The organism is Paraburkholderia sp. RL18-101-BIB-B, assembly GCF_046026985.1.
Taxonomy (GTDB): domain Bacteria; phylum Pseudomonadota; class Gammaproteobacteria; order Burkholderiales; family Burkholderiaceae; genus Paraburkholderia.
The window spans coordinates 53,858-65,634 of record NZ_JARESV010000045.1 but is presented as its reverse complement, the minus strand read 5'-3'; the positions used below and the strand labels follow the sequence as shown (position 1 = coordinate 65,634).

The following is an 11,777-nucleotide window of genomic DNA, read 5'->3' as shown; positions in this document are numbered from 1 at the left end:
GCGCGGCGCTGCTGCCGCGTCGCGCTCGAATCAATTCGACGATCGGAAGCGGGCGCGCCGTCAATGCGGCGCGCATGTCGATACCGACTTCACACTGCTTGCTGACAGACTACTGCATCTCGTTCGAGGCGAAACGCCGCCCGGTTGATGCGCGCGCTTTCGCCTCGATCGACGTTATGCAAGGGCCTCTGCCACTACGGCTTGAATCCAGGCCCGCAAGCGGCTCCCTCGCTGGCTTAGTTACCGAAGTACACCGACTTCGGGCCCGACATCGGCTGAACCACGCCGCCCGCTTGCGACGAACCACTTGTCGCACCACCGTAACCGCTGGTATCGGCGACCGGCTCCTGGGTCTGCGCGACGGCTGGGTTCTGCGCCTGTACGCGCTGTTCGGCAGCCTGAATGTCGGCCGGATAGGTCGAGTCGTTCGACGCACCCGGGTTGTAGCCGGCTTGTTCGACCCGGATCAGATCGGCGCGAACTTCCGCGCGGGTGATGGGCTGTTGGCTCGACTGAGCGAACGAAGCGATCGGAGCGGCGAGCACGGCTGCAATGGCGACTGCCTTGATGAGCGATTTCATGATGATTTACCTCCAGACCTGGTTTTATTTGCGACGCTTGCCACACCATGTGAGAAGCGAGTGATTTCAGTCTAGTCACCAGATCGCCAAGGGAAAACCCTAGATTTCGAGATACATAATTGTCGCAATCGCAAGAATGGGCCGAAATTTACCGCAGACCTCAATCCAAATAGCATGTTTGGCGTAATAATTGTCGGGATCGTAACCCTTTGTGTCTGAAGTTTCAAAAATGCATCTGATCTGAGCGTGTTCTGCCGGCATACGCGTGATCGCCGGGCAAATTTACGCCCTCTTCGGCGCACCGGATTGGGGCGTCAGCAGGAGCTTGCGCGGCCCGCTGACAAAGGCGCTGCCGGGTTCGAAAAACCTGAGCGGCCGATGCATTTCGCGCGACAAGCCAATGCGCGTCGTCACTCCCACCGGTAGTTCGCCCCGCTCCATGACGCCGATCCACAAGCTGCGGCCCGAGCACAGATCCCAGCCGTCGAACGCCGGGCCGATGCCGAGCGCCGTCGTGAGCCGGCCGGGTCCGCGCGCAAGATCGCGCAACGGCACGCCGGGCCGCCGCGCTTCCATGAGCGGCAGGCCTTCGAGCGGCTCGATTGCACGCAACAGAATACCGGCGCCGACCTCCTCGGCTTCGGCGGACATGTTGAGCATGTACGACAGCCCATAGGTGAGCCGCACATACGCGTGACCCGGCGCGAGAAACATCGAACCGTTATGCGGACGTCGGCCCATGAACGCATGACTGGTCGAATCGCCGAGCGGATACGCCTCGGTCTCGACGATGCGTCCGCTCATGCGCCCTTCGGGCAGATCGTGCACGAGGTATTTGCCGATCATGAAGCGCGCGAGTTCGACGGTATCGAGCGGTAATTCGTCACGAAGCAATGGCAGGATGGGAAGTTGATGTTTCCGCATGCGTTAGACCTTATTCTTAAAGCGCATGGTGTGGGACCAAAAGCTATGCAAACGGTATGGGATGGGATGCGTGCAACCGCGCCGTCGCGAGCCGCCAACGGCGCGAGCCAACGCTCTGGTTCCAGCGGTTGAGCGCCATCGGTCAGTTTTCATCGGCCCATTCGTTGTACCAAAACCTCACTTCCGTGCTGCGCTGCCATCACCATGGCACTAATTGGAGTATCGTGTGTTTCCGGCCTGCAGCACAGCCTTTGCCGGCTCGCGTGTGTTTCGGCCCGCCCGAATCAGCATACAGTTTGAAAGCATTCGCACGATCCGCAGCACCGTTCCATTCAGTTTTGATCCCGATGTACCTGCTGGTGTAGCGCACTGCCTCATTCGGGGGCGGTTGTACCCATGACAATAGGAGAGAGTTGAATGAAAGCATTCCCGGCAATCAAGATGATCGGCAGCGCGCTGATCGTTCTCGCGTCCCTCAATGCGTATGCGCAAACCAGCGACGCCGCAGCTCCGGCCGCGGCATCGGAGTCGGCGCAACCGACGGCCAAGCAGACCAAGGCGGCCAATCGCGCCCTGGGACGCAAGGTCCGCACTGCACTGTCGAAGACCAAAGGCCTGAGCGTGGCGAACATCACCGTGCGTGCACGCGGCGGCGCAGTGACGCTGGCTGGCTCCGTGCCCGAGCAGCAGCAAGTCGACCTGGCCACTCAGGCGGCGCAAGGCGTGGCCGGCGTGACGTCGGTCAAGAACGCCCTGACGATTCGTCCGGTCGGCCAGTAATCGAGTGAACCTGCTGTAATCACATAGCCGGACGCCAATGCCCTGTCACAGGGGCGTTGGCACCACCGGAGCGGTTTCGCCGCACGCGGCACCCGTAGTATCCTCGACACACCGGGGTTCGCCCGACATCCCGCGTTTAGCCGACGGAACCTCAATGCCTACCGGTCGCCGTAGCCACCGCGCATTCGTCACACACCAGCCACGTCCGCCACGCGTTATCCGCGCAATTCTGCGTGACCCGATCCCTTTCTCCAGCAGTCGCCGTTTGCGCTACAGCATGCCGGACGCACGCCATCGTCGTGTGTCCCTGAGCATGGACAAAGCCACGATCACGAACAATTATCCTTTATAATTTAATGTGTTAGGGCGTGTTGTTTAGAAGTTGCATGAACATATGCGCTCGCTTCAAGCCAAGGCGGAAGCCGTTCGCGCCCCGCCGGGCCACTCAATACAAGCATTAAAAGGAAGCCCAATGACCACGCCTGCGACCGTTCTGCCCCGCTGGACCATTGCCGTGCCATTCGTCGCGTGGATCGTGCTCGGTATCGCGTATGCCATGCCGGACAGCGGCCTGCTGCTCGTGCTGGTCGGCGTGGCGTTGTGTGCCGCGGTCTTCACGGCGGTGCACCATGCGGAAGTGGTCGCGCATCGGGTCGGCGAACCGTTCGGCACGCTGGTGCTGGCGGTGGCCGTCACTGTGATCGAAGTCGCGCTGATCGTCTCGGTCATGCTCACGTCCGGTCCGGAAAAGGCCGGTCTCGCGCGCGACACGGTATTCGCCGCGGTGATGATCGTCTGCAACGGCATTGTCGGCATTTGCCTGCTGGTGGGCGGTATCCGCCATCGCGAGCAGGATTTTCAAAGCCGTGGCGCCGCTGCGGCGCTGGCCGTGCTCGCGTCGCTGTCCGTGCTGACGCTGGTCATGCCGAACTACACCACCACGAACGTCGGCCCGGTCCTGTCGTCATCGCAACTGGCGTTTGCCGGGGTGTCGTCCCTCGTGCTGTATGGCGTGTTCGTGTTCGTGCAAACCGTGCGCCATCGCGATTACTTTCTGGCCGGCACGCCGGACGAAGACGTCCATGCCGCGCCACCGAGCGCCGGCCAGGCGATGGCGGCCGGCGCCTTGCTGCTGGTGTGCCTCGTCGCGGTGGTATTGCTTGCAAAGGTGCTCTCGCCGGTGGTCGAAACCGCGGTCAAGAATGCGGGCGCGCCGGCTGCCGTGGTCGGCATTGTGATTGCCGCGCTCGTGTTGCTGCCTGAAGGGCTGGCCGCGGTGCGCGCGGCGCGCGCCGACCGTTTGCAGAACAGCCTGAATCTCGCACTCGGCTCGGCGCTGGCCAGTATCGGCCTGACCATTCCGACCGTCGCCTGCGTCTTTCTGTACACCGGCCAGCCGCTGGTGCTCGGCATCGACGGCAAGGAAACCGTGCTGCTCGTCCTTACGCTGATAGTCGGCACGCTCACGCTCAGCTCGGGCCGCACAACGATTCTGCAAGGCGCCGTGCATCTGTCGCTGTTCGCGGCGTATCTGTTTCTGTCGTTCGCGCCTTGACCTTGGGCGCCAGAGCCTGAAAGAGCGGCGTCGGGTCGGCTGACCCACGCCGCCACGCCCGCCGGACTACTCTTCCCAGTGTGCCGCGATCCAGTCGCGAAACAGATTCAGCTTCTGCTGATGCGCGACCGAGTCCGGGTAGACGAAATAGTAACGCCAGCCGGTCTTGAGCACCGTATCGAACGGCCGCACGAGACGCTTGGCCGCGACGTCCTCGTCGATCAGCGCAAGATCGCTGATCGCGACACCGAACCCCTGTAACGCGGCGTTGGTCGCCATATCGAGCGTGTCGAAGCTCGGGCCGTGCTCGGCGTCGATCGCCGCGGCGTGCGCGGCATCGATCTCGGTTACCTTGGCGAGCCACATCTTCCAGTCGCGATGATCGCGCGTGGGATGCAGCAGCGTGTGGCGCGCGAGATCAGCCACCTCGGCAAGCGGCTTGTCTTTCAGCAGATCGGGCGCGCATACGGGCGTCAGGCGCTCCTCGAACAACGGCACCGCCTGCACGTCCGCCCCCGGCGACGAGCCGTAAATGATCGCGGCGTCAAACGGTTCGAGCTGGAAATCGACGTCGTGCTGCCACGTGGTCGTGATCTGCACGTGCAGTTCGGGATACTCGGCCTGGAAGCGCATGATCTTAGGCAGCATCCAGCGCATCACACAGGTCGGCACTTTCAGCGCGAGATCGGTGCGCTGCCGAGTAAGGCGCAGCGAAATTTCCTCGATGCGCGCGAAGCTCTCCTTCACGGCCGGCAGCAACAATTCCCCTTCGGCGGTGAGCGTCAGGCCTTTCGCATGGCGCTTGAAGAGCGGAAACTTGTAGTAGTCCTCGAGCGCGATGATTTGCCGGCTGACCGCGCCCTGCGTCAGGCATAGATGGTCGGCGGCGCGCGTGAAACTGCGATGGCGCGCCACGGTTTCGAAAATCTGCAGCGCGTTGAGCGGCGGTAGGCGGCGCATCGTGGGTGTCCAGTACGATCAGGAAAAATCATTGCGTGGGCGTGGCGGCGCGGGTCGTCGCCTGCCGCCAGAACGCCTCTCGCGGGCCTACAGGATACGCGATCACAAATTGCCGCACGAGCAGCGGTGAACACGACGGTCATGCATTCGGCTCATGCCGATGCCAAAACTTGCCGTTAACCAGGCCAGCATGCACCGGCGCAGGGCAAAACCCGTCCGCAACCGCACCAGAACCGAGCTTTCCTCATACCTCCACGAGGGCGCGAATCGTCGACGAAACATGGACGTTAACCCGCATGCGCTACTGCCTCGGCGCTCCCGCCCTCTGACGGGCGTGCGCCGCCCCAGTCGCGCGACGGCCTTCGCATGAGCTTACGTCATGCCCTCCATGCGCATATTTCGTTTGTTGAGGGATTTTGGCAAACCTAGAGTGCATCCACACGCAGCGCAGGCAAGCAACGCAAACGAGCGATGCAGCGGCGGCGGTCACAGCGATATCACCAGGCAACAGGCGTTCAACACAGGAGACCGCCATGGAAGAGATCAAACGGGGTAGAAGGCAGGCCATCAAGTCGATCGGCGCGGCACTCGCGGCATCCACCTTGCCGATGCCGTTCATCAATCTGCGCGCGCAGGAACACAACTTCAGCGGCAAGACGCTGCGTCTCTTGACGTGGTCGGACGACACGGGCGCCGCCGCTCTGCGCAATATCGCCGCCACGTTCACGGCGAAAACCGGCGCCAAAGTGATCGCCGACCGCGCCGACGGCACCTCCGGCATGGTCGCGAAGGTCAAGGCCGCGGGCGATCGTCCCACCTACGACGTCATCACCTTGGCCGGCGTCGGCGCGGCCGGTCTCGGCGACGCCGGTCTGCTGATGAAGCCCGATCTGGACAAGCTGCCAAACCTGAAAGACGTCGCGGCGCAGTACCGCACGGGCGCGAACGGCTTCGGCGTCGGCTACCTGCTGTGGTCGGACGGGTTGATCTACAACACGTCGACAGTCAAGACCGCGCCGGCATCGTACGAAGCATTGTGGGATCCCAAATACGCCGGCCGCCTGTTCCTGCCGCCGCCCGAGTGGGCCGAAGCGGTGGACCTGGCGATCATCGCCGCGAAGATGAACGGCGGTTCGCAGCAGAACATCGAGCCGGGCTTCAAGAAACTGATGCTGTTGAAAGACCGGGTGATGACGCTCGGCGAGAACCCGAACCAGGTGGCCGATCTGTTCCGCACCGGGTCGCTCGATATCGGCGGCATCTATTCGCCAGCGTTCTTCCCCAACCAGATCCGCAAGCCCGAGTACAAGATGGGCGTGACCTACGGCATGAAGGAAGGCTTCGCCACGCAGCTGATGTTCACCGTGATCCCCAAGGCGCATCCGGGCGACAGCGATCTGATCCACGCCTTCATCAACCATTCGCTCGACGCGGGCGTGCAAGGCCGCATGGCCGCCGACGTGCTGAACGGCCCGGTCAATTCGAAAGCGGTGATTCCCGCCGAGAGCCGCGCGTTCGTGCCGAGTCCGCAGCAGATCGCCGAGAAAGCCGTGCTGCATGACGACAAGGCGCTCGCCGTGGTGCAGCCGGCGTGGATCAAGCGTTACACCGAAATCTTCTCGGCATGACCGCGATGCTCGCGCGCTTTTCGCGGCGTGCTTCACCGGCGTCCGATCCGGCCTCGGACGCCGCGGCGGGCGCGTCCAGTCTCGGACCGGACACGCCTGCCGCCAACGCGATGGCAAAGGCGCGGCCGTGGCTACTGCTCGCGCCGATCCTGCTGTTTCTCGCCATCCTCGGCGCGGCGGCGCTGGTCGTGCTGCGCATGAGTTTCGGCACGCAGGGCAACGAGTGGCGCGGCTTCACGCTGCAAAACTACACGGACCTGCTCGACGGCTACTTCATGAAGTCGTTGTGGCTCACGTTGAAGCTCGCGTTCCAAAGCATGATCTGCGCAGTGCTGCTGGCGATTCCGGTCGCACTGGCGATGGCGCGCACGAAGTCGCGGCTCGCACGGCGGCTTCTGCTCGCGGGCGTACTGCTGCCGCTGCTCGTCAATCTGCTGCTGCAAGGCTATGGCTGGCTGATCATTCTCGGGCCGGCCGGCCTGCTCAATCACGCGCTGCTCGGCAGCGGCCTCGTGCAACGTCCGTTGATGTGGCTTTACCGCGAAAACGGCGTGCTGCTCGGCTTGATCCAGACGGCGTTTCCGCTCGCCGTGCTGCCGCTCTCGAGCGCGATGCGCGCGGTCTCGAGTTCCTACGAAGAAGCCGCCGCCACGCTCGGCGCGACGCGCTGGCAAACGCTGCGTCACGTGCTGTTGCCGCTCGCCATGCCCGGTCTCGTGTCCGGCGCGCTGCTCGTATTCGCCTATAACGCGAGCGCGTTCGCCGTGCCGCTGCTGCTCGGCGGACGACGCGTGCCGATGCTCGCCGTGCTAGTCCACGATCAGGTCGCGCCCTTGCTGAACTGGCCGGCGGCCTCCGCGTCGGGTGTCGTTTTGATGGTCGCCACGTTGACGGTGATGGCGCTGTCGCAGCGCCTCGTGCGCCGTACGCAGCGTCTCGCCGAGGAGCCTCACGCATGAGCACGCCCATTCAAACCGCGCCGCCGCCGCGCTTGCAACCGCGTGCACCACGCTTGCCGGCTGTCATGCCCGGCCAGCTCGGCAAGGCCACCGCCCTGCTCGCGGCTATCGTTCTGTTCCTCGCCGCGCTGCCGATCCTCACGATGATCACGATGTCGTTCAGCGCGGCCGACACGCTCGAATTCCCGCCGCATGCCTACGGCTTGCACTGGTATCGCGCCGCGTGGCACAGCTTCGTGTCGCCGGACGCGAGCGACACGCTGTCGATGGGCGGCGCATTGCGCACGAGCCTGATCGTCGCGCTATCGACCATGGTGATCGCCACGCTCGTCTCGGTGCCCGCCGCCTACGCGTTGAGCCGCTACCGCTTTCGCGGCAAGCCCGCGGTCGAACAACTGGTCGCGTTGCCGCTCGTCTATCCGCTCGTGATGCTCGGCCTGTCGCTGCTGTTGGTGTTCAACGTGCTGCCGGTCGAACTCGGCGTGTTCCGCCTGATCATCGCGCACGTGATTCTGGCGCTGCCGTTCACCGTGAAAAATTGCGCGGCGTCGGTCGCCTCGATTGGTCCGGAGTTCGAAGAGGCTGCCTGCGTGATGGGCGCGAGTCCCAGCCGCGCGCTCGTCGACGTGATCCTGCCGCTGATGCGCCCCGGCATTCTCGCCGGCATGCTGTTCGCGTTCATCATCTCGTTCAACGAATTCACGGTCACGTTCTTCCTGTACGGCATCGATACGATGACGCTGCCGGTGTGGCTCTACAGCCGCACGGTGTCGTCGCTCGATCCGACCGTGTTCTGTTTCGCCGTGTTCATCGTCGCGATCGACTTCGCGCTGATCTGGCTGCTCGAAAAGCTGATCGGCGACGAAGGCGTCGCTTTGTGATCGCGCGCTCATGACGCCCTCTTCTTGCTGGAGCATCCGATGACCCATTTAACGTTGCAGGCCGTGACCCGGCGCTTCGGCGCGGCCCATGCCGTCGACAGCGTCGATCTGAGCGTGCCCGACGGCAAGCTGGTGTGCTTCCTCGGCCCGTCCGGCTGCGGCAAGACCACCCTGCTGCGGATGATCGCCGGCCTGGAAACGCCGACCTCGGGCAGCATCCATTTCGCCGGGCGCGACATCACGCGACTGCCGGCGAACCAGCGCGACTTCGGCATGGTGTTCCAGTCGCTCGCACTGTTTCCGCACATGACGGTCGCGCAGAACATCGCGTATCCGCTGAAGCTGCGCAAGACCGCGAAGGACCAGCAGACGCGCCGAGTGGCCGAGTTGCTGGAACTGATCCAGTTGCCGCACATGGCGAACCGGCCGGTCACGCAACTCTCCGGCGGCCAGCGTCAGCGCGTGGCGATTGCGCGCGCGATCGCCTCGCAGCCGAAACTGCTGTTACTCGACGAACCGCTCTCCGCGCTCGACGCCAAGCTGCGTGAAGCCATGCAGGTGGAGATCCGCCTGCTGCAACAGCGTCTCGGCATCACGACGATCATGGTCACGCACGACCAGCGCGAAGCAATGACGATGGCCGACGAGATCGTCGTGATGGAGAAAGGCCGCATCGCACAGGTCGGCAAGCCGCTCGATATCTATCGCGATCCGGTCAGCGAGTTCGTCGCAGACTTCATCGGTCTCGGCAATATCCTGCCGGTCACCTACGACGGCGCGGGCGGCGTGAGCCTGCCGGGCGGCCGGCGCATCAGCGTGGTGCAACCGGCGCGCGTGCCGGAGTCCAGCAGCGATATCCGCCTGCTGATCCGCCCGGAAGACGTGTGCGTGAAAGCCGCGTCCGACGCAGCGGGTCCGAACCGGCTGCAAGGCACCGTGACGTTTATCCGCGACGTGGGCGCGTCGCTCGAAGCGACCATCGACTGCGCCGGCTTCATCTTGACCGCCGCCACCACGCCGCGCGAAACACCGGGGCTTACGCTCGGCATGCCGGTGCTCGCGGAATTGCCGCCGCATGCGTGCAAACTGATCGCCGCGCGAGTCGGGCATTGAAGCGCACTGACTTGCACGCCACTATCGCACGCCACTAAAACCCATTCCAATACCGACATTTTCGACAGAGGAAAGATCATGAACCACCGTCCCGCTGCCCCGACCCGCACCCGCCGCGTGTTCGCCACGCTCGCCGCGACGCTCGCCTTCACCGCCCTCGGCGCACTGTGTGCGTTGCCGTCGGCCGCGCATGCGGACGCGCTCGACAACATCGCCAAGTCGGGTACGGTGCGCATCGGCGTGTTCGAGGACTACCCGCCGTTCGGCTCGATCGGCCCGGATATGAAGCCAATGGGCTACGACATCGACGTCGCCAACCTGATCGGCAAGGCGCTCAACGCCAAGGTCGAACTCGTGCAGGTGACGGGCGACAACCGCATGGCCTACCTCGCCGACCACAAGGCGGACATGCTGCTGTCAGTCGGCCAGACGCCGGAGCGCGAAAAAGTGATCGACTTCTCGCAACCGTACGCGCCGTACTACCTCGCCGTGTTCGGCCCGAAAGCCCTGCCCGTGAAGAACGCCGCCGACCTCGCCGGCAAGTCGATTTCGGTTGCGCGCGGCACGCTGGAAGACCTGAGCGTGACCAAGATCGCGCCGCCCACGGCGAACATCAAACGCTTCGACGATCCTAACGGCGCAATTTCGGCGTTTCTTTCTGGTCAGGTACAGTTGATGGTAGTCGGCAACGACGTCGGCGCCACGATTCTCGCGCGTCATCCCGCCAACGATCCCGAGCAGAAGTTCTCGCTGTTCAGCTCGCCGGATCACGTCGGTTTGAACAAGAACGAGCCGCGTCTGAAGCAGAAGGTCGACGAAACGATTGCCAAGGCCCGCAAGGACGGCACCATGAACGCGATTTCGCAGAAGTGGCTGCGTGCGCCGCTGCCGGCCGACCTCTGAACCTTTTTTGCGCGGACCACGAAGCGTGGTCCGCGCCGGAGTTTGACCTCACGATGAGCGCCACGCCATGACCTATGCGTTCGATTTCAGCGGCTTCGGCCTCTATGCGGGGATGCTCGCGCGCGGCGTCGCCGTGACCTTGGGACTGACAGCCGTCTCCACCGTGCTCGGCGGGATCGTCGGCATTGCCGGTGCGAGCGTGGCGGTGGCCGGGCCGAAATGGGCGCGCTGGGTGGTGGCGAGTTACGTGGAATTGATCCGCAACACGCCGTTCATCGTGCAGTTGTTCTTCGTGTTCTTCGGTTTGCCGAGTCTCGGCATTCATATCGATGAAGTGCAGGCCGCGATTCTCGCCATGACCGTCAATCTCGGCGCTTACGCCATCGAGATCGTGCGCGCCGGCATCGACTCGATTTCACGCGGCCAGGTGCAGGCGGCGCAGGCTCTCGGTCTGCATGGGCGACAAGTGTTTCGCTTCATCGTGCTGCCGCAGGCCATCGCCAACGTGTTTCCCGCGCTGCTGAGCCAGGTGCTGATCGTGATGCTCGGCTCGGCGGTGGTCTCGCAGATCTCCGTGCCCGATCTCACGTACGCGGCCAACTTCATCCAGTCGCGCAACTTCCGCTCGTTCGAGAGCTACCTGATCATCACCGCGACGTATCTGGTGCTGTCGATCGTGCTGCGGCAAATCCTCAACCGGCTCGGTCGTGGTCTGTTCGCGGGCCGTGCGGCGCGCGGCAACGAGAGCGCGCCGCGTAACTGGCGCAACCGCCTGATGTGGCGTGGCGCCCGCACCCTGCCCACGGAGCGTTGATCATGGTCGAATTCACGCTGTGGGACATTGCCCGCAATCTGTTGCTCGCCGCCCGCTGGACGGTGCTGCTGTCGTTGATCGCGTTTGTAGGCGGCGGTATTGTCGGCCTGATTCTGCTCGCGATGCGCGTGTCGCCGATCGCCTGGCTGCGGCGCATCGTCGTGGTGTATGTGGAAGTGTTTCAGGGCACGCCGCTCCTGATGCAGCTCTTTCTGGCGTTTTTCGGCTTGCCGCTGCTCGGTGTCGACGTGTCGCCGTGGGTCGCGGCCACCGTCACTTTGACGCTTTATACGAGCGCCTATCTGGTCGATATCTGGCGCGGCTGTGTGGAAGCCGTGCCGCGTGGTCAGTGGGCCGCGGGTGCGAGTCTCGGTATGACGTTCGCCCAGCAGTTGCGCTATATCGTGTGGCCGCAGGCGCGGAAAATCGCGGTGGCGCCGACGGTCGGCTTTCTCGTGCAAGTGGTGAAAAGCACGGCGCTCGCGTCGATCATCGGCTTCACCGAATTGACCAAGACCGGCACCATGATCACCAACGCCGCGTTCCGCCCGTTCCCGATCTACGGCATGGTCGCAATGATCTACTTCGCGATGTGCTTCCCGCTGACGTGGTACGCGCGGGTGTTGGAGAAACGACAGAAGGTGGGCCAGCATCGTTGAAATTGGCTGCAGCGTGTGAA

At 63.8% G+C, this 11,777-nt stretch carries 12 protein-coding genes; 9 read left to right on the top strand and 3 right to left on the bottom strand.

Annotation, left to right across the window (positions count from 1 at the left end):
- Positions 1-236: 236 nt before the first annotated feature.
- Both P0D73_RS37065 and P0D73_RS37060 read right to left on the bottom strand, forming a co-directional pair.
- Positions 237-581: a DUF4148 domain-containing protein gene (locus P0D73_RS37065; protein WP_408285937.1), complete on the bottom strand. Its 345-nt coding sequence runs from the start codon at positions 579-581 to the stop codon at positions 237-239.
- Positions 582-863: 282 nt separating this feature from the next.
- Positions 864-1,505 carry a DNA-3-methyladenine glycosylase gene (locus tag P0D73_RS37060; RefSeq protein ID WP_408285939.1) on the bottom strand — a complete coding sequence of 214 codons (642 nt, stop codon included), beginning with the start codon at positions 1,503-1,505 and terminating at the stop codon, positions 864-866.
- A gap of 417 nt (positions 1,506-1,922) precedes the next feature.
- Between P0D73_RS37060 and P0D73_RS37055 the strand changes: the two genes are divergently transcribed.
- Entirely contained in the window at positions 1,923-2,285 is a 363-nt protein-coding gene (locus P0D73_RS37055; RefSeq protein ID WP_132383043.1) for a BON domain-containing protein, read from the top strand.
- 472 nt (positions 2,286-2,757) lie between these two features.
- A complete protein-coding gene (locus P0D73_RS37050; protein ID WP_408435120.1) occupies positions 2,758-3,840 on the top strand; it encodes a calcium:cation antiporter in 1,083 nt (360 codons plus the stop codon).
- 66 nt (positions 3,841-3,906) lie between these two features.
- Here P0D73_RS37050 and P0D73_RS37045 read toward each other — a convergent pair whose 3' ends face one another.
- Positions 3,907-4,800, bottom strand: a complete 894-nt coding sequence (locus tag P0D73_RS37045) for a LysR substrate-binding domain-containing protein (protein WP_132383039.1) — start codon at positions 4,798-4,800, stop codon at positions 3,907-3,909.
- Between the two features lie 533 nt (positions 4,801-5,333).
- Here P0D73_RS37045 and P0D73_RS37040 point away from each other — a divergent pair.
- From P0D73_RS37040 to P0D73_RS37010, 7 genes are all read left to right on the top strand, one after another.
- Positions 5,334-6,428 (top strand): ABC transporter substrate-binding protein, encoded by a 1,095-nt coding sequence (locus tag P0D73_RS37040; protein WP_132383037.1) that lies wholly within the window; start codon positions 5,334-5,336, stop codon positions 6,426-6,428.
- A complete protein-coding gene (locus tag P0D73_RS37035) occupies positions 6,425-7,387 on the top strand; it encodes an ABC transporter permease (protein ID WP_408285944.1) in 963 nt (320 codons plus the stop codon). The genes P0D73_RS37040 and P0D73_RS37035 overlap by 4 nt, the downstream gene beginning before the upstream one ends.
- Positions 7,384-8,268 carry an ABC transporter permease gene (locus tag P0D73_RS37030; protein ID WP_132383035.1) on the top strand — a complete coding sequence of 295 codons (885 nt, stop codon included), beginning with the start codon at positions 7,384-7,386 and terminating at the stop codon, positions 8,266-8,268. The genes P0D73_RS37035 and P0D73_RS37030 overlap by 4 nt, the downstream gene beginning before the upstream one ends.
- 39 nt (positions 8,269-8,307) lie before the next feature.
- Positions 8,308-9,381, top strand: coding sequence for an ABC transporter ATP-binding protein (locus P0D73_RS37025; protein ID WP_408181914.1), 1,074 nt, complete (start codon positions 8,308-8,310; stop codon positions 9,379-9,381).
- Positions 9,382-9,459: 78 nt separating this feature from the next.
- On the top strand, positions 9,460-10,284 hold the full coding sequence (locus tag P0D73_RS37020; RefSeq protein WP_408285946.1) for a transporter substrate-binding domain-containing protein: 825 nt from the start codon (positions 9,460-9,462) through the stop codon (positions 10,282-10,284).
- A 67-nt stretch (positions 10,285-10,351) separates the two neighbouring features.
- Positions 10,352-11,098, top strand: a complete 747-nt coding sequence (locus tag P0D73_RS37015; protein ID WP_106277825.1) for an amino acid ABC transporter permease — start codon at positions 10,352-10,354, stop codon at positions 11,096-11,098.
- Between the two features lie 2 nt (positions 11,099-11,100).
- Entirely contained in the window at positions 11,101-11,757 is a 657-nt protein-coding gene (locus tag P0D73_RS37010; protein WP_132383029.1) for an amino acid ABC transporter permease, read from the top strand.
- The last annotated feature ends 20 nt before the right edge of the window (positions 11,758-11,777 follow it).

Coding starts and splice junctions, on each gene's coding strand:
- P0D73_RS37030 (WP_132383035.1), top strand. CDS start 7,384: ATGAGCACGCCCATTCAAACCGCGCCGCCGCCGCGCTTGCAACCGCGT.
- P0D73_RS37065 (WP_408285937.1), bottom strand. CDS start 581: ATGAAATCGCTCATCAAGGCAGTCGCCATTGCAGCCGTGCTCGCCGCT.
- P0D73_RS37025 (WP_408181914.1), top strand. CDS start 8,308: ATGACCCATTTAACGTTGCAGGCCGTGACCCGGCGCTTCGGCGCGGCC.
- P0D73_RS37060 (WP_408285939.1), bottom strand. CDS start 1,505: ATGCGGAAACATCAACTTCCCATCCTGCCATTGCTTCGTGACGAATTA.
- P0D73_RS37015 (WP_106277825.1), top strand. CDS start 10,352: ATGACCTATGCGTTCGATTTCAGCGGCTTCGGCCTCTATGCGGGGATG.
- P0D73_RS37020 (WP_408285946.1), top strand. CDS start 9,460: ATGAACCACCGTCCCGCTGCCCCGACCCGCACCCGCCGCGTGTTCGCC.
- P0D73_RS37045 (WP_132383039.1), bottom strand. CDS start 4,800: ATGCGCCGCCTACCGCCGCTCAACGCGCTGCAGATTTTCGAAACCGTG.
- P0D73_RS37055 (WP_132383043.1), top strand. CDS start 1,923: ATGAAAGCATTCCCGGCAATCAAGATGATCGGCAGCGCGCTGATCGTT.
- P0D73_RS37040 (WP_132383037.1), top strand. CDS start 5,334: ATGGAAGAGATCAAACGGGGTAGAAGGCAGGCCATCAAGTCGATCGGC.
- P0D73_RS37050 (WP_408435120.1), top strand. CDS start 2,758: ATGACCACGCCTGCGACCGTTCTGCCCCGCTGGACCATTGCCGTGCCA.
- P0D73_RS37010 (WP_132383029.1), top strand. CDS start 11,101: ATGGTCGAATTCACGCTGTGGGACATTGCCCGCAATCTGTTGCTCGCC.
- P0D73_RS37035 (WP_408285944.1), top strand. CDS start 6,425: ATGACCGCGATGCTCGCGCGCTTTTCGCGGCGTGCTTCACCGGCGTCC.